Genomic DNA, 25,245 nt, shown 5'->3' with positions numbered 1-25,245 from the left:
GGGCTCAGAGCCCGTGGCGACTCAGCCATTCACCGGCCAGCACCCGTGCCCGGGCATCGGCCACCAGCACCGCGTCGAGGTTTTCGACCGCCGCGACCGGTGCAAGATTCAATACTTCATCGATGATACGCGCGATCTCGGGGAAGCGGATGCGCCGTTCGAGGAAGGCCGCCACCGCTACCTCATTGGCCGCGTTGAGCAGCGCCGGGGCACTGCCGCCCGCCTCTGCGGCCTGGCGCGCCAGACGCAAGCAGGGAAAACGCTGCTCGTCCGGACGCTGGAAGTCCAGACGCGCCACGGCGAACAGGTCCAGCGGCGCCACGCCGGAGTCGATCCGCTGCGGCCAGGCCAGGGCATGGGCGATCGGCGTGCGCATGTCCGGGTTGCCCAGCTGCGCCAGCACCGAACCATCGACATAGTCGACCAGCGAATGGATCACGCTTTGCGGATGGATCACCACCTCGACCTGGCTCGGCCTGGCGTCGAACAGCCAGCAGGCCTCGATCAGCTCCAGCCCCTTGTTCATCATGCTCGCCGAATCGACCGAGATCTTGCGCCCCATCGACCAGTTTGGATGGGCACAGGCCTGCTCGGGGCTGACCTGCTCCAGCTCGGCCAGCGGGGTTTCGCGGAACGGGCCGCCGGAGGCGGTCAGCAGGATGCGCCGCACCCCGACCGCCCCCAGGCCGCGGGCGTAGTCGCCCGGCAGGCACTGAAAGATCGCATTGTGCTCGCTGTCGATCGGCAGCAATACCGCGCCGCTGCGGCGCACCGCCTGGATAAACAGGTCGCCGGACATCACCAGCGCTTCCTTGTTGGCCAGCAGCACCTTCTTGCCGGCCTCGACCGCCGCCAGGGTCGGCTTGAGGCCGGCCGCGCCGACGATCGCCGCCATCACCGCATCGACTTCGGGATGCGCCGCCACTTCGCACAGACCGCCCTCGCCCACCAGTACCCGGGTCGGCAATCCGACCTGCTGCAGCGCCGCCTGCAACGCCTCGCCGGCCGCCGCATCGGCAACCACGGCATAGCGCGGCCGATGCTTGACGCACAGGGCCTGGAGCTCGACCAGGCGGGTGAAACCGCTGAGGGCGAAGGCCTGGTAGCGCTCGGGGTGACGGGCGATCACGTCCAGAGTACTCAGGCCAATGGAGCCGGTAGCCCCCAGCACGGTGACCTGTTGCACCCGGCTCACAGCGCGCCCCAGCCGGCCAGCCACAGCAGCACGGCAAATACCGGCACGGCCGCCGTCAGGCTGTCGATGCGATCCAGCACGCCACCGTGACCGGGCAGCAGGTTGCTGCTGTCCTTGATCCCGGACTGGCGCTTGAACATGCTTTCGGTCAGGTCACCGACCACCGAGATCAGCACCACCAGCGCCGCGCCAGCCAGGGCCAGGGCCAGATCCTGGCCCTGCCAGCCCTGCTGCAGACCGACCGCCGCGGTGATCAGCAGACTGGCCAGCAGGCCGCCATACAGCCCTTCCCAGCTCTTGCCGGGACTCACCCGCGGCGCCAGCTTGCGCTTGCCGAAGGTCTTGCCGGCGAAATAGGCACCGATATCGGCCCCCCACACCAGCACCATGACGGCGATGATCAGCAGGTTCGCCTGCGGCCACTGCTTGAGCAGGACCAGGCCCTGCCAGGCCGGCAACAGGATCAGCAGACCGATCAGCAGCTTGCCGGGCAGGCCGCCCCAGTAACGGCTGCTGGCGGGATAGGTCAGTACCAGCAGGGTCGCCAGCAACCACCACAGCACAGCCGCACCGAGCAACCATGGAGCCAGGCCTGGAGCGCGATACAGCCCGTAGAGCAGCGCCGCCACGGCGGCGGCATAAGCCACGCGCTGCGCCTGCCCGGCGAAACCAGCCAGGCGCGCCCATTCCCACGCCCCCACAGTCACCACCGCACCGATGAACAGGGCGAACGGCCCGCCATCGAGCAGGAAGAAACCGCACAGCACGACGGGCAGCATCAGCAGCGCCGTGATGATCCGTTGTTTGAGCATCAGCGACGCGCCTCGGCTTCCACCTGTTCACTGGTCTTGCCGAAGCGACGCTGGCGGGTAGAGAAATCGGCCAGCGCCTTGCGCATGGCCTCGTGTTTGAAATCCGGCCAGAACAGGTCGGAGAAATACAGCTCGGAATAGGCCAGCTGCCACAGCAGGAAATTGCTGATGCGGTGCTCGCCGCCGGTACGGATGCACAGGTCCGGCAACGGCAGATCGCCGGTGGCCAGGCAGCTCTGCAACAGCTCGGGAGTCAGGTCTTCCGGCTGCAGGTGCCCGGCTTGCACATCGCGCGCCAGACGTTGCGCGGCCTGGGCAATATCCCATTGGCCGCCATAGTTGGCCGCCACCTGCAGGACGAAGCGCTTCTCGCCGGCAGTGATCTGCTCGGCTTCGCGCATGGCCGCCTGCAGCTCCGGATGGAAGCGCGAGCGATCGCCAATGATGCGCAGACTGATGCCGTTTTCCTTGAGCTTCTTCGCCTCGCGACGCAGCGCCCCGAGAAACAGCTCCATCAGCGCACCGACCTCTTCGGCCGGGCGCTGCCAGTTCTCGCTGGAGAAGGCGAACAGGGTCAGCACCTCGACCCCCACCTCGGCACAGACCTCGATCACCGCCCGCACGGCGTCGACGCCGGCCTTGTGCCCGGCCACGCCCGGCAGCAGGCGCTTCTTCGCCCAGCGGTTATTACCATCCATGATGATGGCCACATGACGCGGCACTATCGCCGGGGCTTCCTGCTTGCTCTTGACCATGACTAGGGGACCGTCACACCGCCATCAGATCGGTTTCTTTGGCTTCCAGCGCCTTTTCCACCTCGGCGACGAACTTGTCGGTCAGCTTCTGCACCTCATCGGCGGCGCGACGCTCCTCGTCCTCGCTGATTTCCTTGTCCTTGGTCAGCTTCTTCAGCTCGGCCAGGGCATCGCGACGCACGTTGCGCACGGCCACCTTGGCATCCTCGGCAACGCCACGCGCCTGCTTGGTGTAGCCGCGGCGGGTTTCTTCGGTCAGGGCCGGCATCGGCACGCGGATGGTGGTACCGGCACTGCTCGGGTTCAGACCGAGGTCGGAGGTCATGATGGCCTTCTCGATCGCCGCGCTCAGGGCTTTATCGTGAGCGACGATCTTCAAGGTACGCGCATCTTCCACACTGATCGCAGCGACCTGATTCAGCGGCATCTCGCTGCCGTATGCCGGCACTTTGACGCTGTCCAGAATGCTCGGATGCGCCCGGCCGGTACGAATGGAGGCCAGGTTGCGCCCCAGGGATTCCAGGGATTTGACCATGCGCTCCTGGGCGTCTTTCTTGATCTCGTTGATCATTGTGCTTCCTCCTCGATCAGGGTTCCTTCGGCGCCGCCCACCACGATGTTCAGCAGGGCGCCCGGCTTGTTCATGTTGAAGACCCGCAGCGGCATCTTGTGGTCGCGGCACAGGCAGATGGCCGTCAGATCCATCACGCCCAGCTTGCGGTCGAGCACCTCGTCATAGGTCAGACGCTCGAATTTCTCCGCATTGGGGTCCTTGAACGGATCGGCAGTGTACACGCCATCGACCTTGGTGGCTTTGAGCACCAGATCGGCATCGATCTCGATGGCACGCAGACAGGCCGCCGAGTCGGTGGTAAAGAACGGATTGCCGGTGCCGGCGGCGAAGATCACCACTTCCCCGGTAGCCAGGTGACGCAGCGCCTTGCGCCGGTCGTAGTGATCGGTCACCCCGACCATGGAAATCGCCGACATCACCGTGGCCGGGATGTTCGAGCGCTCCAGCGCGTCGCGCATGGCCAGGGCGTTCATCACGGTAGCCAGCATGCCCATATGGTCACCGGTGACCCGATCCATGCCGGCAGCGGACAGCGCCGCACCGCGGAACAGGTTGCCACCGCCGATCACCAGCCCGACCTGCACGCCGATGCCGACCAGCTGGCCGACTTCCAGCGCCATGCGATCCAGCACCTTGGGATCGATACCGAACTCTTCCGAGCCCATCAGGGCCTCGCCGCTAAGTTTGAGCAGAATGCGTTTATAGCGAGGTTGGCGACCACTCACCTGCTGAGCCATGCGTATCTCTCCTGCGGCGTTGTTTTCTAGTCGAAGCACTGCGGCTTCGTATTTTTACCCGGCAATCAGACAACTGCCCGGTGAATTGGTGCGGCGCGACGAACGATTATGCCGCGCTTTGCAAAAGAGGCTGCACGCGCGAGCGGGCAGCCTCTTCGGTACGGCAGTGCAGAACCGTCTTACTGCTTGCTGGCGGCAGCCACTTGAGCAGCAACTTCGTCAGCGAAGTTGTCGACTGGCTTCTCGATGCCCTCGCCTACCGCGAAGCGGGTGAAGGAAACGATTTCAGCGCCGCCTTTCTTGGCCAGGGCACCGACGGTGATTTCCGGATCCTTGACGAACGCTTGCTCAACCAGGCTGGCTTCGGCCAGGAACTTGCTGATACGACCGGCAATCATCTTCTCGACGATCTCGGCCGGCTTGCCCTTCATCTTGTCTTCGTTCAGGGACATGAACACGCTCTTCTCGCGCTCGATGGCCTCCTGGGAGACTTGGGTCGGCAGCAGGAATTCCGGGTTGCTGGCAGCCACGTGCATGGCGATGTCCTTGGCCAGTTCGACGGAACCGCCTTTCAGGGCCACGACCACACCGATCTTGTTGCCGTGCAGGTAGGAACCCAGCACGTCACCCTCAACACGCGCCAGACGACGGATGTTGACGTTTTCACCGGTCTTGCCGACCAGGATCAGACGATCGGCTTCACGGGCTTCGATCAGCGGCTCGACGGTGGTCAGCTTGTCGGCGAAAGCCTGGTCGACGCTGGCGGCGACGAAGGCCTTGAAGTCGTCCTGCAGAGCCAGGAAGTCGGTCTGCGAGTTGACTTCCAGCAGAACGGCGGACTTGCCGTCGTCCTTGATCGCGATGGCGCCTTCGGCGGCAATGTTGCCAGCCTTCTTGGCGGCCTTGATGGCGCCCGAGGCACGCATGTCGTCGATGGCTTTTTCGATGTCGCCGCCGGCCTTGGTCAGGGCCTTCTTGCAATCCATCATGCCTTCGCCGGTGCGCTCGCGCAGTTCTTTAACCAGGGCTGCAGTAATTTCTGCCATGTTCTTGATCCTCTTGAATCGGTAGTCAACCAATCAACCCGGATACCGGGTACAAATTCGTAAGTGGCAAAAAGGGGGCCTAGCCCCCTTTTTGCGCAACGGGTGACCTCAGTCGCCCGCTATCAGCCTTCGCTGGCCTCGGAGGAAGCTTCTTCGACGAACTCGTCGGCGCCGCCGGCAGCATTGTTGCGGCCACGGATCACGGCGTCGGCCATGGCACCCATGTACAGCTGGATGGCGCGGATGGCGTCGTCGTTACCCGGGATGATGTAGTCAACGCCTTCCGGGCTGCTGTTGGTATCGACGATGCCGATGACCGGGATACCCAGCTTGTTGGCTTCGGTGATAGCAATGCGCTCGTGGTCGACGTCGATCACGAACAGAGCGTCCGGAAGACCGCCCATGTCCTTGATACCACCCAGGCTGCGATCCAGCTTTTCCAGATCGCGCGAACGCATCAGGGCTTCTTTCTTGGTCAGCTTGGCGAAGGTGCCGTCCTGGGACTGGACTTCCAGTTCGCGCAGGCGCTTGATCGAAGCACGGATGGTCTTGTAGTTGGTGAGCATGCCGCCCAACCAGCGGTGATCGACGTACGGCGAACCGCAACGTGCGGCTTCGTCGGCCACGATCTTGCCGGCGGAACGCTTGGTGCCCACGAACAGGATCTTGTTCTTGCCCGCAGCCAGCTTCTCAACGAAGGACAGAGCCTCGTTGAACATCGGCAGGGTTTTTTCCAGGTTGATGATGTGGATCTTGTTGCGCGCGCCGAAAATGAACTTGCCCATTTTCGGGTTCCAGTAACGGGTCTGGTGGCCGAAGTGCACACCGGCCTTCAGCATATCGCGCATATTGACTTGGGACATGATAGTTCCTTGATAAGTCGGGTTAGGCCTCCACGCATCCCGCTATCCAACCCTTGCAGGCACCCAGGATAACGTGTCGATACGTGTGCGGATTAAAGCTTCACGAGCCCACAGCCCGTAAAGCGGCGCATTTTATATCACAGAACGGCGCCACAAGCTACCCGCCTCGACTCACCGCGCGCAGGGCGCTTATGGCTTGCAGCCCGAAGCTGTTAACATGCGCCCTTGTCCTGCCTGCGCCCGAGAGCCCATATGACCGTCACCATCAAGTCGCCGGAAGAAATCGAAAAAATGCGCATCGCCGGCCGCCTGGCCGCCGAAGTGCTGGAAATGATCGGCGAACACGTCAAGCCAGGCGTCACCACCGAAGAGATCGACCGCATCTGCCACGACTATATCGTCAACGTGCAGAAGGCCATTCCCGCCCCGCTCAACTATGGCGCCGCCCCCGGCCGCCCGGGCTTTCCCAAGTCGATCTGCACCTCGCTCAACCACGTGGTCTGCCACGGCATCCCCAACGACAAGCCGCTGAAGGACGGCGACGTGCTGAACATCGACGTCACCGTGATCAAGGACGGCTACCACGGCGACACCAGCAAGATGTTCATGGTCGGCAAAGTCGCCGAGTGGGCGGTCAAGCTGGCCCAGGTCACCCAGGAGTCGATGTACAAGGGCATCGCCCTGGTCAAGCCGGGCGCACGCCTGGGCGACATCGGCGAGGTGATCCAGAAGCACGCCGAGAAGCACGGCTTCTCCGTGGTCCGCGAATACTGCGGGCACGGCATCGGCGCGGTGTTCCACGAAGAGCCGCAGGTCCTGCACTACGGCCGCGCCGGTACCGGCCTGGAACTCAAGGCAGGCATGACCTTCACCATCGAGCCGATGATCAACCAGGGCCGCCCGGAAACCCGCCTGCTCGGCGACGGCTGGACCGCCATCACCAAGGATCGCAAGCTGTCCGCGCAGTGGGAACACACCGTGCTGGTCACCGACAGCGGCTACGAGATCCTCACCCTGCGCAGCGACGACACCATCGCGCGCACCTCAGCCTGAGCATATAGAAGGTAGGCCGCATGCCGCAGATGGATCCGGAGTTGTTTGATCGCGGCCAGTTCCAGGCCGAACTGGCGCTCAAGTCCAGCCCCATCGCCGCGTTCAAGAAGGTCCTCAAGCAGGCGCGCGAGGTGCTCGACGGACGGTTCCGCGAGGGCCGCGACATCCGCCGCCTGATCGAGGACCGCGCCTGGTTCGTCGACCAGATCCTGCGCTGCGCCTGGGATCGCTTCGACTGGAGCGAAGACGCCGACATCGCCCTGCTGGCGGTCGGCGGCTACGGCCGCGGCGAGCTGCACCCCAACTCCGACATCGACCTGCTGATCCTGCTCGACAGCGCCGACCACGAAGTCTTCCGCAGCCCCATCGAAGGTTTCCTCACCCTGCTCTGGGACATCGGCCTGGAAGTTGGGCAGAGCGTGCGCTCGGTGGATGAATGCGCCGAAGAGGCGCGCGCCGACCTGACGGTGATCACCAACCTGATGGAAAGCCGCACCATCGCCGGCCCCGAGCGCCTGCGCCTGCGCATGCAGGAGGTCACCGGCGCCGAACGCATGTGGCCGAGCAAGCACTTCTTCCTGGCCAAGCGCAAGGAACAGCAGGCGCGCCACGCCAAGTACAACGACACCGAATACAACCTGGAGCCCAACGTGAAGGGTTCTCCCGGCGGCCTGCGCGACATCCAGACCATTCTCTGGGTGGCGCGCCGCCAGTTCGGCAGCCTCAACCTGCACTCACTGGTGCAGCAGGGCTTCCTGGTCGACAGCGAGTACGGCATGCTCGCCTCCAGCCAGGAGTTCCTGTGGAAGGTGCGCTACGCCCTGCACATGCTGGCCGGGCGCGCCGAAGACCGCCTGCTGTTCGACCACCAGGGCAAGATCGCCGCCCTGCTCGGTTTCAAGGACGGCGACGGCAAGCTGGCGGTGGAAAACTTCATGCAGAAGTACTACCGGGTGGTGATGGGCGTCGCCGAACTCTGCGACCTGATCAACCAGCACTTCGAGGAGGTGATCCTGCGCACCGGCGAACCGGGCCCGGCACAGCCGCTGAACAGCCGCTTCCAGCTGCGCGACGGCTACCTCGAAGTCACACACGCCAAGGTGTTCCGGCGCACCCCGTTCGCCATCCTCGAAGTCTTCGTGCTGATGGCCCAGCATCCAGAAATCAAGGGCGTGCGCGCCGACACCATCCGCCTGCTGCGCGACAGCCGGCACCTGATCGACGACGACTTCCGCCGCGACATCCGCAACACCAGCCTGTTCATCGAGCTGTTCAAGTCGACCCAGGGCATTCACCGCAACCTGCGGCGGATGAACCGCTACGGCATTCTCGGCCGCTACCTGCCGGAATTCGGCCACATAGTCGGGCAGATGCAGCACGACCTGTTCCACATCTATACGGTCGATGCGCACACCCTCAACCTGATCAAGCACCTGCGCAAACTCAAGCGCCCGGAGCAGGCGGAGAAATTTCCGCTGGCCAGCAAGCTGATCGACAAGCTGCCCAAGCCCGAGCTGATCTACCTGGCCGGGCTCTACCACGATATCGGCAAGGGCCGCGGCGGCGACCACTCCGAGCTCGGCGCGGTGGATGCCGAAGCCTTCTGCGCCCGCCACCAGCTGCCCAACTGGGACAGCCGGCTGATCGTCTGGCTGGTGCAGAACCACCTGGTGATGTCGACCACCGCCCAGCGCAAGGACCTGTCCGACCCGCAGGTGATCTTCGACTTCGCCCGGCAGGTCGGCGACCAGACCCGCCTTGACTACCTCTACGTGCTGACCGTGGCCGATATCAACGCCACCAACCCCAGCCTGTGGAACTCCTGGCGCGCCAGCCTGCTGCGCCAGCTGTATACCGAGACCAAGCGCGCCCTGCGCCGCGGCCTGGAAAACCCGCTGGACCGCGAGGAGCAGATCCGCCAGACGCAGAGCGCGGCCATCGACATCCTGGTGCGCGGCGGCACCGACCAGGACGATGCCGAGCAGCTCTGGTCGCAACTGGGCGACGACTACTTCCTGCGCCATACCGCCGCCGACGTGGCCTGGCACACCGAGGCGATCCTCCAGCACCCGGCCGGCAAGGACCCGCTGGTGCTGATCAGGGAAACCGCCCAGCGCGAGTTCGAGGGCGCCACCCAGATCTTCATCTACGCCCCGGACCAGCACGACTTCTTCGCCGTGACCGTGGCGGCCATGGACCAGCTCAACCTGAACATCCATGACGCCCGGGTGATCACCTCCAGCAGCCAGTTCACCCTCGACACCTACATCGTCCTGGATGCCGACGGCGGGCGCATCGGCGACAGCCCGGCGCGGATCAAGCAGATCCGCGACGGCCTGGTCGAAGCGCTGAAGAACCCGGACGAGTACCCGGCGATCATCCAGCGCCGCGTGCCGCGCCAGCTCAAGCACTTCGCCTTCGCCCCGCAGGTGACCATTCACAACGACGCCCAGCGCCCGGTGACCGTGCTCGACATCACCGCGCCGGACCGCCCCGGCCTGCTGGCACGGATCGGCAAGATCTTCCTGGACTTCGACCTGTCCCTGCAAAACGCCAAGATCGCCACCCTGGGCGAGCGGGTGGAAGACGTGTTCTTCATCACCGACTCCCACAACCAGCCGCTGTCCGACCCCGAGCTGTGCGCGCGCCTGCAGGACGCCATCGTCCAGCAGCTGTCGCAGGCCAACGGCGAAACCATCGGCCTCGGCTCGATCAGCATATGAACCCGGCCGGGCCCCGCGCCGCCCGGCACGCACGCGACCAAGAGACGTTATGAACCACGCCCTGACCCAACTGCAGCCCTACCCCTTCGAGAAACTGCGCGCCCTGCTGGCCGGCGCCCAGCCGCCGGCCGACAAGCGCCCGATCGCCCTGTCGATCGGCGAACCCAAGCACAAGTCGCCGGATTTCGTCGCCAAGGCCCTGGCGGACAACCTCGACCAGCTGGCCGTGTACCCGACCACCCTGGGGCTGCCGGCACTGCGCGAAGCCATCGCCGCCTGGTGCGAACGCCGCTTCGGCGTGCCGGCCGGCTGGCTGGATGCCGCCCGCCACGTGCTGCCGGTCAACGGCACCCGCGAGGCGCTGTTCGCCTTCACCCAGGCCGTGGTGAACCGTGAGGTCTCTTCACAAGAACCAGGCCTGGTCGTCAGCCCCAACCCCTTCTACCAGATCTACGAAGGCGCAGCCCTGCTGGCCGGCGCCGAGCCGCACTACCTGCCGTGCCTGCAAGAGCATGGCTTCAACCCGGATTTCGACGCGGTCAGCGACGACGTCTGGCAGCGCTGCCAGATCCTCTTCCTGTGCTCGCCGGGTAACCCCACCGGCGCCCTGATCCCGCTCGAGACGCTGAAAAAGCTGATCGCCCTGGCCGACAAATTCGATTTCGTCATCGCCGCCGACGAGTGCTACAGCGAGCTGTATTTCGACGAGGACAACCCGCCACCGGGCCTGCTGACCGCCTGCGCCGAACTGGGCCGCAGTGATTTTGCGCGCTGCGTGGTGTTCCACAGCCTGTCCAAGCGCTCCAACCTGCCGGGCCTGCGCTCGGGCTTCGTCGCCGGCGACGCCGATATCCTCAAGTCCTTCCTGCTGTACCGTACCTACCACGGCTGCGCCATGCCGGTGCAGACCCAGCTGGCCAGCGTCGCCGCCTGGAACGACGAGGCCCACGTGCGCGCCAACCGCGACCTGTACCGCGAGAAGTTCGCCGCCGTGCTCGACATCCTCGGTCCGGTGCTGGACGTGCAGCGCCCCGACGGCGGCTTCTACCTGTGGGCCAGGACCCCGGGCGACGACCAGAGCTTCACCCGCGAACTATTCGCCCAGCAGCACGTGACCGTGGTGCCCGGCTCCTACCTGTCGCGCGAGGTCAGCGGCGAGAACCCCGGCGCCGGCCGCGTGCGCCTGGCCCTGGTCGCGCCGCTGGCCGAGTGCGTAGAGGCCGCCGAGCGCATCCGCGCCTTCGTCAAAGGACTGTGAGTTTCAAAGGACTCTAACCATGAGCATCACCCTGTACGGCATCAAGGCCTGCGACACCATGAAGAAGGCCCGCACCTGGCTCGACGAGCACGGCGTAAGCTATGCCTTCCACGACTACAAGGCCGCCGCCATCGACCGCGCCAGCCTGCAGCAATGGTGTGCCGAACACGGCTGGGAGACCGTCCTCAACCGGGCCGGCACCACCTTCCGCAAGCTCGACGAGGCGCACAAGGCCGATCTCGACCAGGAGCGCGCCATCGAACTGATGCTGGCCCAGCCCTCGATGATCAAACGCCCGGTCCTCGATCTGGGCGGCAAGACCCTGGTCGGCTTCAAGCCCGAGCTGTACACCGCCGCCCTGAACTGATCCACCCACGAATTCGCCTGGCTGCTGCCGCGCCGGCTTCAACCCAATTCAGCAAGAGGAATTGCCATGTCTACCCAACTGTTCAGCATCGCCTTCGGTGTCGGCACCCAGAATCGCCAGGGCAACTGGCTGGAAGTCTTCTATGCCCAGCCGCTGCTGCACCCGGCCACTGCCCTGTCCGACAAGGTTGCGCAGAAGCTCGGCTACACCGGCGGCAACCAGGCCATCGCCTTCACCACCCAGCAGGCCGCCGAACTGGCCGAAAGCCTGAAAGGCATCGACGCCGCCCAAGCCGCCCTGCTCACCCGCCTGGCCGAGAGCCACAAGCCGCTGGTGGCGACCTTCCTCGATGCCGACATCGCCCTGAGCAGCACGCCCGAGGCCTACCTCAAGCTGCACCTGCTGTCGCACCGCCTGGTCAAACCGCACGGCCTGAACCTGACCGGCATCTTCCCGTTGCTGCCCAACGTGGCCTGGACCAGCCAGGGCGCCGTGGACCTGGCCGAGCTGGCCGAGCTGCAGCTGGAAGCGCGCCTGAAGGGCGAGCTGCTGGAAGTGTTCTCGGTGGACAAGTTCCCCAAGATGACCGACTACGTGGTGCCGGCCGGCGTGCGCATCGCCGACAGCGCCCGCGTGCGCCTGGGCGCCTACATCGGCGAAGGCACCACGGTGATGCACGAAGGCTTCGTCAACTTCAACGCCGGCACCGCCGGCCCGGGCATGATCGAAGGCCGCGTCTCCGCCGGCGTGTTCGTCGGCAAGGGCTCGGATCTGGGCGGCGGCTGCTCGACCATGGGCACCCTGTCCGGCGGCGGCAACATCATCATCAGCGTCGGCGAAGGCTGCCTGATCGGCGCCAACGCCGGCATCGGCATCCCGCTGGGCGACCGCAGCACCGTGGAGTCCGGCCTGTACATCACCGCCGGCACCAAGGTCGCCCTGCTCGACGAGCAGAACAACCTGGTCAAGGTGATCAAGGCCCGCGAACTGGCCGGCCAGGCCGACCTGCTGTTCCGCCGCAACTCGCAGACCGGCGCGGTGGAATGCAAGACCAACAAGACCGCGATCGAGCTGAACGAGGCGCTGCACGCGCACAATTGATGGGTATCGCTGCGCTCGCCCCATCCTACTGATCGCCCGCAGGATGGGCCGAGGTGCGTAGCGCCTACCCATAGTGCAATACAGGCAGCGACAGGCCGGGCCCATGCCCGGCCTGTCTATTTATACTCAGCAGACATTTCAGCGGTGCCGAAGCCCATGTCACTGACTTCTCCCTGGCGCGCCGACTTCCCCGGCATCCTGGCCCTCGACGGCGCAGGCCAGACCTACCTGGACAGCGCCGCCACCGCGCAGAAGCCGCAGGCCATGCTCGACAGCCTGCTGGGCTACTACGCCGGCGGCGCGGCCAATGTGCACCGCGCCCAGCACCTGCCGGGCGAGCGCGCCACCCGCGCCTTCGAGGCCAGCCGTAGCCAGGCGGCGCACTGGCTCAACGCGGCCAGCAGCGAGGAGATCGTCTTCACCCGCGGCAGCACCGAAGCCCTCAACCTGCTGGCCTACGGCCTGGAACATCGGTTCGCCGCCGGCGACGAAATCGTCGTCAGCGCCCTGGAGCACCACGCCAACCTGCTGCCCTGGCAGCAACTGGCGCTGCGCCGTGGCCTCAAGCTGGTGGTGCTGCCGCTGGACGAGCTGGGCCAGATCGACCTGGCGCAAGCCGCCACGCTGATCGGCCCGCGCACCCGCCTGCTGGCCGTATCGCAACTGTCCAACGTGCTCGGCTGCTGGCAGCCCGTGTTTGAGCTGATCGCTCTGGCCCGGGCGCAAGGCGCGCTGACGGTGGTCGACGGCGCCCAGGGCGTGGTGCATGGCCGCCACGATGTGCAGGCCCTGGGCTGCGACTTCTACGCCTGCTCCAGCCACAAGCTGTATGGCCCGGACGGCGTCGGCCTGCTCTACGGCCGCCGCGAGGCCCTGGCGCAGCTGCGCCACTGGCAGTTCGGCGGTGAGATGGTGCTGGAGGCCGACTACCAGCACGCCCGTTTCCGCCCCGCACCGCTGGGCTTCGAGGCCGGCACCCCGGCGATCTCCAGCATCATCGCCCTGGCCGCCAGCCTGGATTACCTGGCCAGCCTGGATCAGGCGGCCGTCGCCGGCCATGAGGCGGCCCTGCACGCCAGGCTGCTGGCTGGCCTGGCCGCCCGCGCGGGCGTGCGCCTGCTCGGCGCGCCCCAGGTAGCCCTGGCCAGTTTCGTGGTGGACGGGGTGCACAGCGCCGACCTGGCCCACCTGCTCAGCGAACAGGGCATCGCCGTGCGCGCCGGCCATCACTGCGCCATGCCGCTGCTGAAAAGCCTCGGCCTGCCCGGGGCGATCCGCGTGTCCCTGGGCCTGTACAACGACGCTGGCGACCTGGAACGCCTGTTCGCCGCCCTGGACAAAAGCCTGGAGCTGCTGCGATGAGCCTGCCCGCCGCCGCCCGCGAAGCGCTGGACGCCTTCGGCCAGTGCCCCGGCTGGGAACAGCGCGCGCGCCTGCTGATGCAGTGGGGCGAAGGCCTGCCAGCCCTGAACGACAGCGAAAAAAACGAAGCCAGCCGCGTGCATGGCTGCGAGAGTCAGGTCTGGCTGGTCGGCGAATGCCGTGATGGATGCTGGCAGTTCCGCGCCGCCAGCGATGCCCGGCTGATCCGCGGCCTGCTGGCCGTGCTGCTGGCGCGGGTCAACGGCCTGGACGGCGGCGAGCTGCAAGGCGTCGACCTGGCCGACTGGTTCAGTCAGCTGGGCCTGGCCCGGCAGCTGTCGCCGTCACGCAGCAACGGCCTGAATGCCGTGCTGCAGCGCATGCGCGAGCTGACGCAGGGTTAGAGCCACGCGTCAGAACCATCGAAGGACAAGGCTGTGCCCATCCACCTTCAAGCAGGTTCTCAGCCGCGCTGGCGCTGGGTCAGGCCACGGAGGAAGTTGCGCAGCACCTGGTCGCCACACAGGCGGAAGTTCTTGTGCCCCGGCTTGCGGAACAGGGCGCTGAGTTCGGCCTTGGTCATCGGCAGGTCGGCGGCCTGGAGGATGGCGTGCATGTCGTCATCCTTCAGTTCGAAGGCCACCCGCAGCTTCTTCAGAATGGTGTTGTTGGTCAGGCGCTTCTCCACCGGCAACGCCGGGCGGCTGTCGTCCTTGCCGCGCTTGAAGAACACCAGGCCATCGAGGAAATGCGCCAGCACCTCGTCGCTGCACGGCGCGTAGCCCTCTTCGTCATCCTTGAGCAGGAAGGCCGCCACATCGGCCTCGGCCAGTGGGTAGTCGGCCAGCTGGCAGATTTCCACCAGCTTGGCGTCGCTGACATCCAGCAGGTAGCGCAGGCTGCGCAGCACATCGTTGTTGATCATGGGAGCATCTCGTTCAGGCCGCAGCCACATCGGCGGGCTGGGCGCGGGGAATCCGGCAGGCGGGCAAGCGGCGATTATAGGGCCTGGCGTCGCCCCGCGCGGCAGAAAAACCGCCCGTTACGCGGGTTTGCCCGCCCGTTCCGCCGGGCGCCGCGCCCCGGCTACCAGCTTGTCGATGATTTTCGCCGCGGCGACCATGCCGAAACTGGCGGTCACCATCATCGCCGAGCCGAAGCCGCCGGCGCAGTCCAGGCGGGTGCCGTCGCCGGGCATGACCTTGCTCAGGCACACGCTGCCGTCGGGCAAGGGGTAGCGCAGCTGCTCGCGCGAGTAGACGCAGGTGATGCTGTAGGTGCGCCCCGGGGTGCGCGAGAAGTTGTAGTCGCGGCGCAGCAGCGAGCGCACCTTGGCGATCAGCGGGTCGTTGACCGTCTTGTTCAGGTCGGCGATCTCGATCTTGGTCGGGTCGATCTGGCCGCCGGCGCCCCCGGTGGCGACGATCTGGATCTTGCGCCGCTTGCACCAGGAAATCAGCGCCGCCTTGGCCGCCACGCTGTCGATGCAGTCGATCACCGCATCCAGCTCCTCGGTGATGTACTCGGTCATGGTCTCGCGGGTGACGAAGTCGGCCACCGCATGCACCACGCAGGCCGGATTGATGGCACGGATGCGCTCGGCCATCACCTCGACCTTGGCCTGGCCCACCGCGCCGCTCAGGGCATGCACCTGGCGGTTGGTGTTGGTGATGCAGACGTCATCCAGGTCGAACAGGGAAATCTCGCCGACCCCCGAACGCGCCAGCGCCTCGGCCGCCCAGGAGCCCACGCCGCCGATACCGACCACGGCCACATGCGCCGCCTGCAGGCGCTGCAACCCTTCTAGGCCGTAAAGCCGGGCAATCCCACCGAAACGCTGATCATCTGTCGCCATGCCACCACCCTCGCAAACCGGCCGGCATTATAAGGGTGGCGGGCACCAGACTCACCAGCGCCGCGCACTGCGCGAGTGCGTTGCGCGCCGTGCCCGGCGAACGTTTCCGCACGGCTGTTGCCCAACGGCAAAGCCCCGCCAACAGCGGGCCCGGCCGGTGCTATACAGCTAACAGGCGGCGGAGTAGCATGCGCGCCGACCGGCGTTCGCCGGAAACTCCCCTGTTCCACCCTGCGGAACCTGAAAACAGCTATGCCAACGCGTAAATTCGGACTCAATCTGGCAGTCTTCGTGGCGGTCGCCGCCCTGTTCACTGGCATCTGGGCGCTCTACAACCGCCCGGTCAGCGCCCCGGACTGGCCCGAGCAGATCTCCGGCTACTCCTTCTCGCCCTTCCGTGCCGGGCAGAACCCGCAGCAGAACACCTACCCGAGCGATGCGCAGATCCGCGCCGATCTGGAACTGCTGAGCAGCCAGACCGACAACATCCGCACCTACTCGGTGGATGGAGAGCTGGCCAAGATCCCCTACCTGGCCGAAGAGTTCGGCCTGCGCGTGACCCTCGGCATCTGGATCAGCCCGGACCTGGAACGCAACGAGCGCGAGATCGCCAAGGCCATCGAAATCGCCAACGACTCGCGCAGCGTGGTCCGCGTGGTGGTCGGCAACGAGGCCCTGTTCCGCCGCGAAGTGACCCCGGAGAACCTGATCGCCTACCTCGACCGGGTGCGCGCCGCGGTCAAGGTGCCGGTGACCACCTCCGAGCAGTGGCACATCTGGCAGGAATACCCGCAGCTGGCCAAGCACGCCGACCTGATCGCCGCCCACGTGCTGCCCTACTGGGAGTTCGTGCCGATGGAGGACTCCACCGAGTTCGTCCTCGAACGCGCCAAGGACCTGAAGAAGCTGTTCCCGAAGAAGCCCCTGCTGCTCTCCGAAGTGGGCTGGCCGAGCAACGGTCGCATGCGCGGCGGCGCCGACGCCTCCCAGGCGGACCAGGCCATCTACCTGCGCACCCTGGTCAACGCGCTGAACGCCAAGGGCTACAACTATTTCGTCATCGAGGCCTTCGACCAGCCGTGGAAGGCCAGCGACGAAGGCTCGGTGGGCGCCTACTGGGGCGTGTACAACCTCGACCGCCAGGCCAAGTTCGCCTTCGAGGGCCCGGTGGTGGCCATTCCGCAGTGGCGCCTGCTGGCCATCGCCTCGGTGGTCCTGGCCCTGCTGACCCTGGCCCTGATGCTGATCGACGGCAGCGCCCTGCGCCAGCGCGGGCGCACCTTCCTGACCTTCGTCGCCTTCGCCGGCGGCTCGGTGCTGGTGTGGATCGGCTACGACTACAGCCAGCAGTACAGCACCTGGTTCAGCACCATAGTCGGCCTGCTGCTCGGCATCGGCGCCTTCGGCGTATTCATCGTGCTGATCACCGAGGCCCACGAGCTGGCCGAGACCGCCTGGACCCGCACCCGCCGCCGCCCGTTCCTGCCGGTGCTGACCGACACCGCCTACCGGCCCAAGGTGTCGATCCACGTGCCCTGCTACAACGAGCCGCCGGAGATGGTCAAACAGACCCTCGATGCCCTGGCCGCCCTCGACTATCCGGACTACGAAGTCCTGATCATCGACAACAACACCAAGGACCCGGCCGTGTGGGAGCCGGTGCAGGCCTACTGCGAGCAGCTCGGCCCGCGCTTCCGCTTCTTCCACGTCGCCCCGCTGCACGGTTTCAAGGGCGGCGCGCTGAACTACATCCTGCCGCACACAGCAAAGGATGCCGAAGTGGTGGCGGTGATCGACTCCGACTACTGCGTCGACAAGAACTGGCTCAAGCACATGGTGCCGCACTTCAGTGATCCGAAGATCGCCGTGGTGCAGTCGCCGCAGGACTACCGCGACGGCAACGAAAGCACCTTCAAGAAGCTCTGCTACGCCGAGTACAAGGGCTTCTTCCATATCGGCATGGTCACCCGCAACGACCGCAACGCGATCATCCAGCACGGCACCATGACCATGATCCGCCGCACGGTGATGGACGAGCTGCAGTGGGCCGACTGGACCATCTGCGAGGACGCCGAGCTGGGCCTGCGCGTGTTCGAGAAAGGCTACGCCGCCGCCTACGCCCACCAGAGCTTCGGCCGGGGGCTGATGCCGGATACCTTCATCGACTACAAGAAGCAGCGCTTCCGCTGGGCCTACGGCGCCATCCAGATCATGAAGGGCCATGCGCGCAGCCTGTTCCTCGGCAAGGGCTCCGAGCTGCAGCCGGGCCAGCGCTACCACTTCATCGCCGGCTGGCTGCCGTGGATCGCCGACGGTCTGAACATCTTCTTCACCATCGGCGCCCTGCTCTGGTCGGCGGCCATGATCATCGTGCCGCAGCGGGTCGACCCGCCGCTGATGATCTTCGCCATCCCGCCGCTGGCGCTGTTCTTCTTCAAGTTCGGCAAGATCCTGTTCCTCTACCGCCGCGCGGTGGGTGTCGACCTGGTGCGCTCGTTCCAGGCCGCCATCGCCGGCCTGGCGCTGTCGCACACCATCGCCAAGGCCGTGTTGTACGGGGCGTTCACCAAGACCATCCCGTTCTTCCGCACGCCGAAGATGGCCAGCAACCACGGCATCCTCGTGGCCCTGGCCGAGGCCCGCGAGGAAGTCTTCATCATGCTCCTGCTGTGGGGCGCGGCACTGGGCATCGGCATCGTCCAGGGCCTGCCCAGCGCCGACGTGAAGTTCTGGGTGGCCATGCTCCTGGTGCAGTCGCTGCCGTACCTGGCGGCGCTGATCATGGCCCTGCTGTCGTCCCTGCCCAAGCCGGTGGAAGCCAGCGAGGACGAGGCCACGGCCCCGGTCTGAGTGGGCCCTGCCTGTCGAAACGGCGGCCTCGGGCCGCCGTTTTGCTTTAAGATGGCGGCCTTTCTGAATTCCGCTGCTCCGGAGCTGCAATGACCACCCTCTCCCCCACCCTCGAGCTTGCCTGCGACCTGATCCGCCGCCCGTCCGTGACCCCGGTCGACGAAGGCTGCCAGGAGCTGATGATGCGCCGCCTGGCCGCCGCCGGCTTCGCCCTGGAGCCGATGCGTATCGAGGAAGTGGACAACTTCTGGGCGCGCCGCGGTGGCGACGGCCCGGTGCTGTGCTTCGCCGGGCATACCGACGTGGTGCCGACCGGCCCGCTGCAGTCCTGGCAGCACCAGCCGTTCGATGCGCTGATCGACGAGACCGGCATGCTCTGCGGCCGTGGCGCGGCGGACATGAAGGGCAGCCTGGCGTCGATGATCATCGCCGTCGAGCGCTTCGTCGCCGACCATCCGAAGCACAAGGGCGCCATCGCCTTCCTCATCACCAGCGACGAGGAAGGCCCGGCCCAACACGGCACCAAGGCCGTGGTCGAACGCCTGCGCGCGCGCGGCGAGCGCCTGGACTGGTGCATCGTCGGCGAGCCGTCGAGCACCACCCTGGTCGGTGACATGGTCAAGAACGGCCGCCGCGGCTCCCTCGGCTGCACCCTCACGGTACGCGGCAAGCAGGGCCACGTGGCCTACCCGCACCTGGCCCGCAACCCCATCCACCTGGCCGCCCCGGCCCTAGCCGAACTGGCCGCCGAGCACTGGGACAACGGCAACGCCTACTTCCCGCCGACCAGTTTCCAGGTCTCCAACCTCAACGCGGGCACCGGCGCCACCAACGTCATCCCCGGCGAGCTGAAAGCGGTGTTCAACTTCCGCTTCTCCACCGAATCCACGGTCGAAGGCCTGCAGCAGCGCGTTGCCGCCATCCTCGACAAGCATGGCCTGGACTACAGGCTGGACTGGGCGCTGTCCGGCCTGCCGTTCCTCACCCAGCCGGGCGAGCTGCTCGATGGCGTGGCCGCCAGCATCAGGACGGTCACCGGGCGCGAAACTACCCCGTCCACCTCCGGCGGCACCTCGGACGGCCGTTTCATCGCCACCCTGGGCACGCAAGTGGTCGAGCTGGGCCCGGTCAACGCCACCATCCACCAGATCGACGAGCGCGTGCTGGCCAGCGATCTGGATGTGCTGACCGAAATCTACTACCAGACCCTGGTCAATCTGCTCGCATGCTGATCTGCCCGATCTGCCAGCAGGCGCTGAGCGTCGTCGACAACGGCGTGGCCTGCCCGGCCAACCACCGCTTCGACCGCGCGCGCCAGGGCTACCTGAATCTGCTGCCGGTGCAGCACAAGAACAGCCGCGACCCGGGCGACAACGTCGCCATGGTCGAGGCGCGCCGGCGTTTTCTCGATGGCGGCCACTATGCGCCGCTGGCCCGGCGCCTGGCCGAGCTGGCCGCCGAGCGCGCGCCGCAGCGCTGGCTGGATATCGGCTGCGGCGAGGGCTACTACACCGCGCAGATCGCCGAGCTGCTGGCGGATGCCGACGGCTATGCCCTGGATATCTCCCGCGAGGCGGTCAAGCGTGCCTGCGCGCGCAGCCGCGCGCGTTCCCTACGCGATGCGGCACTTCCAACATCCCTGTCGGTCGCCAGTCTGACCTGGCTGGTGGCGAGCATGGCCCGCGTGCCGCTGGCGGATGCCAGCTGCAACCTGCTGGCCAGCGTGTTCAGCCCGCTCGACTGGCAGGAGGCGCTGCGCCTGCTCGCCCCCGGCGGCGGCCTGCTGCGCATGGGCCCGACCAGCGAGCACCTGATGCAGCTGCGACAGAAGCTGTACGACGAGGTGCGCGACTATGACGAGCAGAAGCACCTCGGCCTGATTCCGCCGGGCATGCGCCTGGCCCACAGCGAAACCCTGCGCTTTGCCCTGAACCTGACCAGCAGCCAGGCCCGCGCCGACCTGCTGGCCATGACCCCGCACGGCTGGCGCGCCAGCGCCGAACGCCGCGCCGCGGTGATTGCCGAAGACTTCGAAGTCACCGTATCCATTCGCTACGATTGGATCGAGAAACTCTAGGGACACACTCATGCGCCAACCCGATATCGAGATCTACCTCAAGGACGCCGACCACAAGGCCATCGCCGCCTGGCTGGGCCAGGCCATCGGCCCGGTCAGCGAATGGCGCCAGCAGGGCCAGACCTTCAAGTGCCGCGCCGGAGACGTGCCGGTGACCTGGCTGCCGAAGGCCGTGGGCAAGTGGCACAGCCTGTACCTGGAAAGCGACGCCACGCCCTGGGACGACGACCTGGCCTGCGCCCGCGCCGCCTTCGCCGCGCTGGAGGTGGAAGTGCGCTGCGCCCCGGGCGGCTGGGACGAGGAGGAAAGCGTCGAGACCGCCGACCGCTGGATCCGCGTCAGCAGCGATGGCGAAGAAGAGATCATCTGGCGCACCGACTGAAACGCCGCCCCGAAAAACAAAAGGCCCGTCACTGACGGGCCTTTTGCATGCGGCGAGTGGCCTGGATCAGAGCTGGGAAACGTCTTCCGCCTGCAGGCCCTTCTGGCCCTGGATCACGGAAAACTCGACCTGCTGGCCCTCGACCAGCGAGCGATGCCCCTCACCGCGGATAGCGCGGTAGTGGACGAACACGTCCGGGCCGCTGCCACGCTGAATGAAGCCATAGCCCTTGGAATCATTGAACCACTTGACGGTTCCGGTCTCACGATCAGCCATTCGTACTTCCCTCGACTCACATTATTGTTATTGCCCGACTGGGTCTCGGCGGGTCGGTAAAAACGTCTTCGTCTGCTCTCCAGCCCCGGCCGTACAGCATGGAGCGGGGTTGCGAACGGCGTTCCCAATGCGACCGCCTGGCGAGTATAAAACAACTCAAGACGCTGCCAAGGACTTTTTAAAACAGCCCGCAAGCCACGCACGGCGTGGCCTGCAGCCATTTCCACGGAAGCCGCGACGAGCGCAGCGGTCAGCTTTTTTGCCAGATTCGGGAGCTGTTGCGGCCCCGCTCGACAGCCCCGGTCCGGAGTTGTGCAGGGTGCGCCGTGCGCACCGGCAGGACCACACAGGGCCGGTGGCGCGCGCGGCGCACCCCACGCGAAAACGACGTTGGGGGGTTGGTGCATGAGCCAGGCAGGGCGCCTGGCTCACGAACCCCGAACGGCCTGTCAGGCGGCCTTGCGCCGCCGCCACAGCCACAGGGCCAGCACGCCGAGGGTCAGCAGCAGCGGCACCAGGGCGATGTTGACGAACTTCAGGGTGCGCCCCAGTTCCTCGATCTTCGAGTTGAGCTGGAAGCGCACCTCGCGCAGCTCCTTGCGGATGCGCACCTTCTCGGCAAGGAACTGCTGCACGGTGGCCTGCTGTTCCGGGGTCAGCTCCATGACCTTGCTCGGGTCCTGGTTCTGCTGCAGGGCGGCGAGCTTCTGCTCGGTCTCGCCCAGGCGCTTCTGCAGGTCTTCTTCCTTGACCCGGAACTGCGCCTCGGCCTCACGCTGCAGCGCCTCGACCACCTCGAACGGGCGGCTGAAACGGCCGCGCGAACGCACGCTGATCAGCGCGTCGGAGCCGGACAGGTTATCCAGGGCGTTGATGGCGAAACCGGCGTTGTCGGCGAACGGCTGCGGCACGCGCTGGCCGAAGAAGTCCTGCACCTGCACCCACATGCGGTCGGTCAGCAGGTCGGTGTCAGCCACGGCGATGACGTTGATGTTGTCCGCCGCCTTGAGGCCGTCCTTGCGCCCCTCGATGCCGTTCGGGTAGGCCGACTGCACCGGGCCGCTGATGCGCGCGGCGATGGCGTAGCGCTCGCCGGTCGGCTGCAGGTCGCGCAGCAGCTCTTCCGGATTGTTGAGCATGGCAAAACGCGCGGCGTCGAACGGCATGGCGTATTCCGAGCTCTGCAGCAGCGGCAGGAACTGGGTCTTGGCGCCTTCGAGCGGTTCGAGGATGCCGCTGGTGGCGACGTTGATGCTTTCCAGGCCGGCGGTACTGACGTCGTCCTGGTTCAGCGCGCGGGCCTGCAGGCCCAGCCAGCCGGCATGACGCACCGGGCGCTGGCCCTGGCCCATGCCCACGGCCATGGCGTAGGAACCGTCGCCGAGCACCTTGCCCGGCTGCAGGCGCAGGCCCCAGGCCTTGAACAGCGGCTCGAGGTCCGAGGACTTGTCGGCGCCATCGCCCGGCAGCATCGGCATGCCGGTGTCGGCCTCGCTGTAGGGGTCGACGAACACCATCAGCTTGCCGCCGCGCAGGACGAACTGGTCGATGGCGTACAGGGTCTGCTCCGGCAGCTGCTTGGGGTGCACCAGCAACAGCACCGAGACCTTCTCCGGGATCTGGTCGACGCCGATCTTCAGGCTCTCGATCTGGAACAGCTGGCGAACTTCCTCCATCACCATCCAGGGAGCGGTCGGCTGGCGGCTGGCCATGTCGAAGCCGCCATTGATCTGCAGCCCGGACAGCACGCCGACCACCGGCCGCTGCGGGCTGGCCAGGGTCTGCACCAGCTGGCTGACCTGGTATTCGAGCAGCTCTTCCTGGTCCAGCGGGAAGAACGGGATGATCTGCTTGCCGTCCTGGCTATTGGTGCCGGCCAGGCCGAAGTAGATCTGCGCGCCGTCCTGGTTCGCCGGCACGGCCTGCAGGCCGAAGCCGGCGGCCTTGTCCTCGTCCTCGGAGAACGGCTCGGGGTCGACCACGTGCAGGGTGATCTTGCCCTTGGCCGCGCGCTCGTAGGCCTTGAGCAGCTCTTGCACGCGAGTGGCGTAGTTGCGCAGCACAGCCAGGTCGCGGGCCGACTTGTCGGAATAGAAGAAGTACAGGTCGATCGGCTCCTGCAGCTCGCCGAGGATCTGCTCGGTGCCGGCGGAGATGGTGTAGAGCTTCTGCTCGGTCAGGTCGAGACGGGCGTTGTTCAGGGTCAGCCCGGCGAACAGATTGAACGCCAGGAAGGCCGCCGCAATCAGCAGCAGGCCGGCGCCGGAATACATCAGTTTTTTCATCTTCAGTCAGCCTTCTTCAGATCGACCACGATGGCGGTGGCGGCGAGCCAGGCGGCCATCAGGGTGATGAAATAGAGCAGGTCGCGCAGGTCGATCACGCCCTTGCTGATCGCATCGAAGCGGGTCAGGAAGCTCAGCGAGGCCACCGCGTCCAACAGCCACTGCGGCGCCCAGCCGGTGAAGGCATCCAGCACCATGGGGAAGCCGCTGACGATGAACAGGAAGCAGGCGCTGACGGCGAGGATGAAGGCGATCACCTGGTTCTTGGCCAGGGCCGACATGCACGAACCGATGGCCAGGTAGGAGCCGGCCAGCAACCAGCTGCCCAGGTAGGCGGTGATGATTGCGCCGTTGTCCGGCTCGCCCAGGTAGTTGACCGTGATGATCATCGGGAAGGTCAGCAACAGGGCGATACCGGCGAACACCCAGGCGGCGAGGAACTTGCCGGTCACCGCGTCGAAACGGGTGATCGGCAGGGTCATCAGCAGCTCGATGGAGCCGGATTTGCGCTCCTCGGCCCACAGGCGCATGGCCAAAGCTGGCACCAGGAACAGGTAGAGCCAGGGGTGGAAGCTGAAGAAGGCCTTGAGATCGGCCTGGCCGCCTTCGTAGAAGCCGCCCAGGTAGAAGGTGAAGACCCCGGACAGGACCAGGAAGATCAGGATAAACACGTACGCAAGAGGGGTAGCGAAGTAGCTGGCCAGCTCGCGCTTGAATACCACCGGTAGCTGCTTCATGCGGCTTCTCCCCGGGTCAGGCTGCGGAAAACTTCATCGAGGCGGCCGCGCTCCACGTCCAGTTCCTCCACGTGCCAGCCGCGCTGGTGAATCAGCGCGTTGACCTGCGGGAAGATCACCTGGCCCGGCTGGGCCAGCACGGTGAGGCTGTGCTCGCTGCGATTCTCCTCGACCCCGGCCACGCCCGGCAGGGCGGCCAGGGCGGCCTTGTCCAGCTCGCCGCGGCTGACCAGGGTGACGGCCTGGTGGTAGCGCGAGCGGCTCTCCAGCTCCAGCGGCGTGCCGTCGGCGACCAGCTTGCCGGACGCGATCACCACGGCGCGGGTGCACACGGCGCTGACTTCTTCGAGGATGTGGGTGGAGATGATCACGATCTTGTCCTGGGCCAGGCTCTGGATCAGCCCGCGCACCTGGTGCTTCTGGTTCGGGTCGAGGCCGTCGGTGGGCTCGTCGAGGATCAGCACCTTGGGATCATGCAGGATCGCCTGGGCCAGGCCGACGCGGCGCTTGAAGCCCTTGGACAGGGTGTCGATGGACTGGCCGAGGACCTTGTCCAGCTCCACCTGGCCGACCGCGCGCTGCACCCGCTGCTGCTTCTCGGCGCCGCGGAAGCCGCGCACCTCGGCGATGAATTCGAGGAAGCCACGCACCGTCATGTCGCCGTAGCACGGCGCGCCTTCCGGCAGGTAGCCGATCTGCTGCTGGGCCTTGAGGGTCTGGCGCTGGATGTCGCAGCCGAGGATGCTCGCCGTGCCGGAAGTCGGCGCGAGGAACCCGGTCAACATCTTCATGGTGGTGGATTTGCCGGCCCCGTTGGGGCCGAGAAAGCCCAGCACTTCCCCCTGCTGGACGCCGAACGACAGGCCGTCGACGGCCGTGTGTCCCGCAAAACGCTTGGTCAGGTTTCTTATTTCGATCATGGCCTCTCACCATCGCG

24 protein-coding genes are annotated in these 25,245 nt (G+C 66.2%); 11 read left to right on the top strand and 13 right to left on the bottom strand.

Annotated features, from left to right (window positions below):
- Nucleotides 1-4 precede the first annotated feature (4 nt).
- The 7 genes from ispC to rpsB form a co-directional block, all read right to left on the bottom strand.
- Nucleotides 5-1,195: a 1-deoxy-D-xylulose-5-phosphate reductoisomerase gene (gene ispC, locus GV001_RS05990; RefSeq protein WP_160078731.1), complete on the bottom strand. Its 1,191-nt coding sequence runs from the start codon at nucleotides 1,193-1,195 to the stop codon at nucleotides 5-7.
- On the bottom strand, nucleotides 1,192-2,007 hold the full coding sequence (locus GV001_RS05985; RefSeq protein ID WP_160078730.1) for a phosphatidate cytidylyltransferase: 816 nt from the start codon (nucleotides 2,005-2,007) through the stop codon (nucleotides 1,192-1,194). The genes ispC and GV001_RS05985 overlap by 4 nt, the downstream gene beginning before the upstream one ends.
- Nucleotides 2,007-2,762 carry a polyprenyl diphosphate synthase gene (gene uppS, locus GV001_RS05980; RefSeq protein WP_160078729.1) on the bottom strand — a complete coding sequence of 252 codons (756 nt, stop codon included), beginning with the start codon at nucleotides 2,760-2,762 and terminating at the stop codon, nucleotides 2,007-2,009. Before uppS ends, GV001_RS05985 begins: the two co-directional genes overlap by 1 nt.
- Before the next feature lie 13 nt (nucleotides 2,763-2,775).
- Nucleotides 2,776-3,333: a ribosome recycling factor gene (frr, locus tag GV001_RS05975; RefSeq protein WP_160078728.1), complete on the bottom strand. Its 558-nt coding sequence runs from the start codon at nucleotides 3,331-3,333 to the stop codon at nucleotides 2,776-2,778.
- The gene (gene pyrH, locus GV001_RS05970; protein ID WP_160078727.1) at nucleotides 3,330-4,073 is read right to left on the bottom strand and encodes a UMP kinase; all 744 of its coding nucleotides are present in this window, start codon (nucleotides 4,071-4,073) and stop codon (nucleotides 3,330-3,332) included. The genes frr and pyrH overlap by 4 nt, the downstream gene beginning before the upstream one ends.
- Before the next feature lie 179 nt (nucleotides 4,074-4,252).
- Entirely contained in the window at nucleotides 4,253-5,119 is an 867-nt protein-coding gene (tsf, locus tag GV001_RS05965; protein WP_160078726.1) for a translation elongation factor Ts, read from the bottom strand.
- Between the two features lie 122 nt (nucleotides 5,120-5,241).
- Entirely contained in the window at nucleotides 5,242-5,982 is a 741-nt protein-coding gene (gene rpsB, locus GV001_RS05960; RefSeq protein ID WP_160078725.1) for a 30S ribosomal protein S2, read from the bottom strand.
- Between the two features lie 252 nt (nucleotides 5,983-6,234).
- On the opposite strand from rpsB, the gene map reads away from it, so the two are divergent.
- The 7 genes from map to GV001_RS05925 all read left to right on the top strand — a co-directional run bounded on the left by map (nucleotide 6,235) and on the right by GV001_RS05925 (nucleotide 14,250).
- Nucleotides 6,235-7,035 carry a type I methionyl aminopeptidase gene (gene map / locus GV001_RS05955; protein WP_160078724.1) on the top strand — a complete coding sequence of 267 codons (801 nt, stop codon included), beginning with the start codon at nucleotides 6,235-6,237 and terminating at the stop codon, nucleotides 7,033-7,035.
- Nucleotides 7,036-7,055: 20 nt separating this feature from the next.
- Complete coding sequence (locus GV001_RS05950; protein WP_160078723.1) at nucleotides 7,056-9,758, top strand: [protein-PII] uridylyltransferase; 2,703 nt, start codon at nucleotides 7,056-7,058, stop codon at nucleotides 9,756-9,758.
- Between the two features lie 49 nt (nucleotides 9,759-9,807).
- On the top strand, nucleotides 9,808-11,016 hold the full coding sequence (gene dapC, locus GV001_RS05945; RefSeq protein WP_160078722.1) for a succinyldiaminopimelate transaminase: 1,209 nt from the start codon (nucleotides 9,808-9,810) through the stop codon (nucleotides 11,014-11,016).
- A gap of 19 nt (nucleotides 11,017-11,035) precedes the next feature.
- Entirely contained in the window at nucleotides 11,036-11,383 is a 348-nt protein-coding gene (locus GV001_RS05940) for an ArsC family reductase (RefSeq protein WP_160078721.1), read from the top strand.
- Between the two features lie 66 nt (nucleotides 11,384-11,449).
- Nucleotides 11,450-12,484: a 2,3,4,5-tetrahydropyridine-2,6-dicarboxylate N-succinyltransferase gene (gene dapD / locus GV001_RS05935; protein WP_160078720.1), complete on the top strand. Its 1,035-nt coding sequence runs from the start codon at nucleotides 11,450-11,452 to the stop codon at nucleotides 12,482-12,484.
- A gap of 156 nt (nucleotides 12,485-12,640) precedes the next feature.
- Nucleotides 12,641-13,846, top strand: a complete 1,206-nt coding sequence (locus GV001_RS05930; RefSeq protein WP_160078719.1) for an aminotransferase class V-fold PLP-dependent enzyme — start codon at nucleotides 12,641-12,643, stop codon at nucleotides 13,844-13,846.
- Nucleotides 13,843-14,250 carry a SufE family protein gene (locus tag GV001_RS05925; protein ID WP_160078718.1) on the top strand — a complete coding sequence of 136 codons (408 nt, stop codon included), beginning with the start codon at nucleotides 13,843-13,845 and terminating at the stop codon, nucleotides 14,248-14,250. The genes GV001_RS05930 and GV001_RS05925 overlap by 4 nt, the downstream gene beginning before the upstream one ends.
- 59 nt (nucleotides 14,251-14,309) lie before the next feature.
- Here the strand turns inward: GV001_RS05925 and GV001_RS05920 are convergent, their stop codons facing one another.
- Nucleotides 14,310-14,771: a DUF1456 family protein gene (locus tag GV001_RS05920; RefSeq protein ID WP_160078717.1), complete on the bottom strand. Its 462-nt coding sequence runs from the start codon at nucleotides 14,769-14,771 to the stop codon at nucleotides 14,310-14,312.
- A 117-nt stretch (nucleotides 14,772-14,888) separates the two neighbouring features.
- Nucleotides 14,889-15,701 carry a tRNA cyclic N6-threonylcarbamoyladenosine(37) synthase TcdA gene (gene tcdA / locus GV001_RS05915; protein ID WP_160078716.1) on the bottom strand — a complete coding sequence of 271 codons (813 nt, stop codon included), beginning with the start codon at nucleotides 15,699-15,701 and terminating at the stop codon, nucleotides 14,889-14,891.
- Nucleotides 15,702-15,953: 252 nt separating this feature from the next.
- Here tcdA and GV001_RS05910 point away from each other — a divergent pair, with 252 nt between their 5' ends.
- The 4 genes from GV001_RS05910 to GV001_RS05895 all read left to right on the top strand — a co-directional run bounded on the left by GV001_RS05910 (nucleotide 15,954) and on the right by GV001_RS05895 (nucleotide 21,010).
- Nucleotides 15,954-18,551: a glycosyltransferase gene (locus GV001_RS05910; RefSeq protein ID WP_160078715.1), complete on the top strand. Its 2,598-nt coding sequence runs from the start codon at nucleotides 15,954-15,956 to the stop codon at nucleotides 18,549-18,551.
- An 89-nt stretch (nucleotides 18,552-18,640) separates the two neighbouring features.
- A complete protein-coding gene (gene dapE / locus GV001_RS05905) occupies nucleotides 18,641-19,783 on the top strand; it encodes a succinyl-diaminopimelate desuccinylase (RefSeq protein WP_160078714.1) in 1,143 nt (380 codons plus the stop codon).
- Nucleotides 19,777-20,628: a putative RNA methyltransferase gene (locus GV001_RS05900; protein ID WP_160078713.1), complete on the top strand. Its 852-nt coding sequence runs from the start codon at nucleotides 19,777-19,779 to the stop codon at nucleotides 20,626-20,628. Before dapE ends, GV001_RS05900 begins: the two co-directional genes overlap by 7 nt.
- Before the next feature lie 10 nt (nucleotides 20,629-20,638).
- Nucleotides 20,639-21,010, top strand: a complete 372-nt coding sequence (locus GV001_RS05895; protein ID WP_160078712.1) for a hypothetical protein — start codon at nucleotides 20,639-20,641, stop codon at nucleotides 21,008-21,010.
- A gap of 66 nt (nucleotides 21,011-21,076) precedes the next feature.
- On the opposite strand, the gene GV001_RS05890 is transcribed toward GV001_RS05895, so the two are convergent.
- From GV001_RS05890 to GV001_RS05875, 4 genes are all read right to left on the bottom strand, one after another.
- Entirely contained in the window at nucleotides 21,077-21,286 is a 210-nt protein-coding gene (locus GV001_RS05890; protein ID WP_160078711.1) for a cold-shock protein, read from the bottom strand.
- A gap of 449 nt (nucleotides 21,287-21,735) precedes the next feature.
- Nucleotides 21,736-23,571 carry a Gldg family protein gene (locus GV001_RS05885; protein WP_160078710.1) on the bottom strand — a complete coding sequence of 612 codons (1,836 nt, stop codon included), beginning with the start codon at nucleotides 23,569-23,571 and terminating at the stop codon, nucleotides 21,736-21,738.
- Between the two features lie 2 nt (nucleotides 23,572-23,573).
- Nucleotides 23,574-24,308: an ABC transporter permease gene (locus GV001_RS05880; protein WP_160078709.1), complete on the bottom strand. Its 735-nt coding sequence runs from the start codon at nucleotides 24,306-24,308 to the stop codon at nucleotides 23,574-23,576.
- Nucleotides 24,305-25,228, bottom strand: a complete 924-nt coding sequence (locus GV001_RS05875) for an ABC transporter ATP-binding protein (RefSeq protein ID WP_160078708.1) — start codon at nucleotides 25,226-25,228, stop codon at nucleotides 24,305-24,307. Before GV001_RS05875 ends, GV001_RS05880 begins: the two co-directional genes overlap by 4 nt.
- Nucleotides 25,229-25,245 lie beyond the last annotated feature (17 nt).

The sequence above is a fragment of the Pseudomonas sp. 8AS genome (genome assembly GCF_902506505.1).
GTDB lineage: Bacteria > Pseudomonadota > Gammaproteobacteria > Pseudomonadales > Pseudomonadaceae > Aquipseudomonas.
Note: the sequence above shows the minus strand (reverse complement) of the source record. Positions and strands in the feature narration are given on the sequence as shown.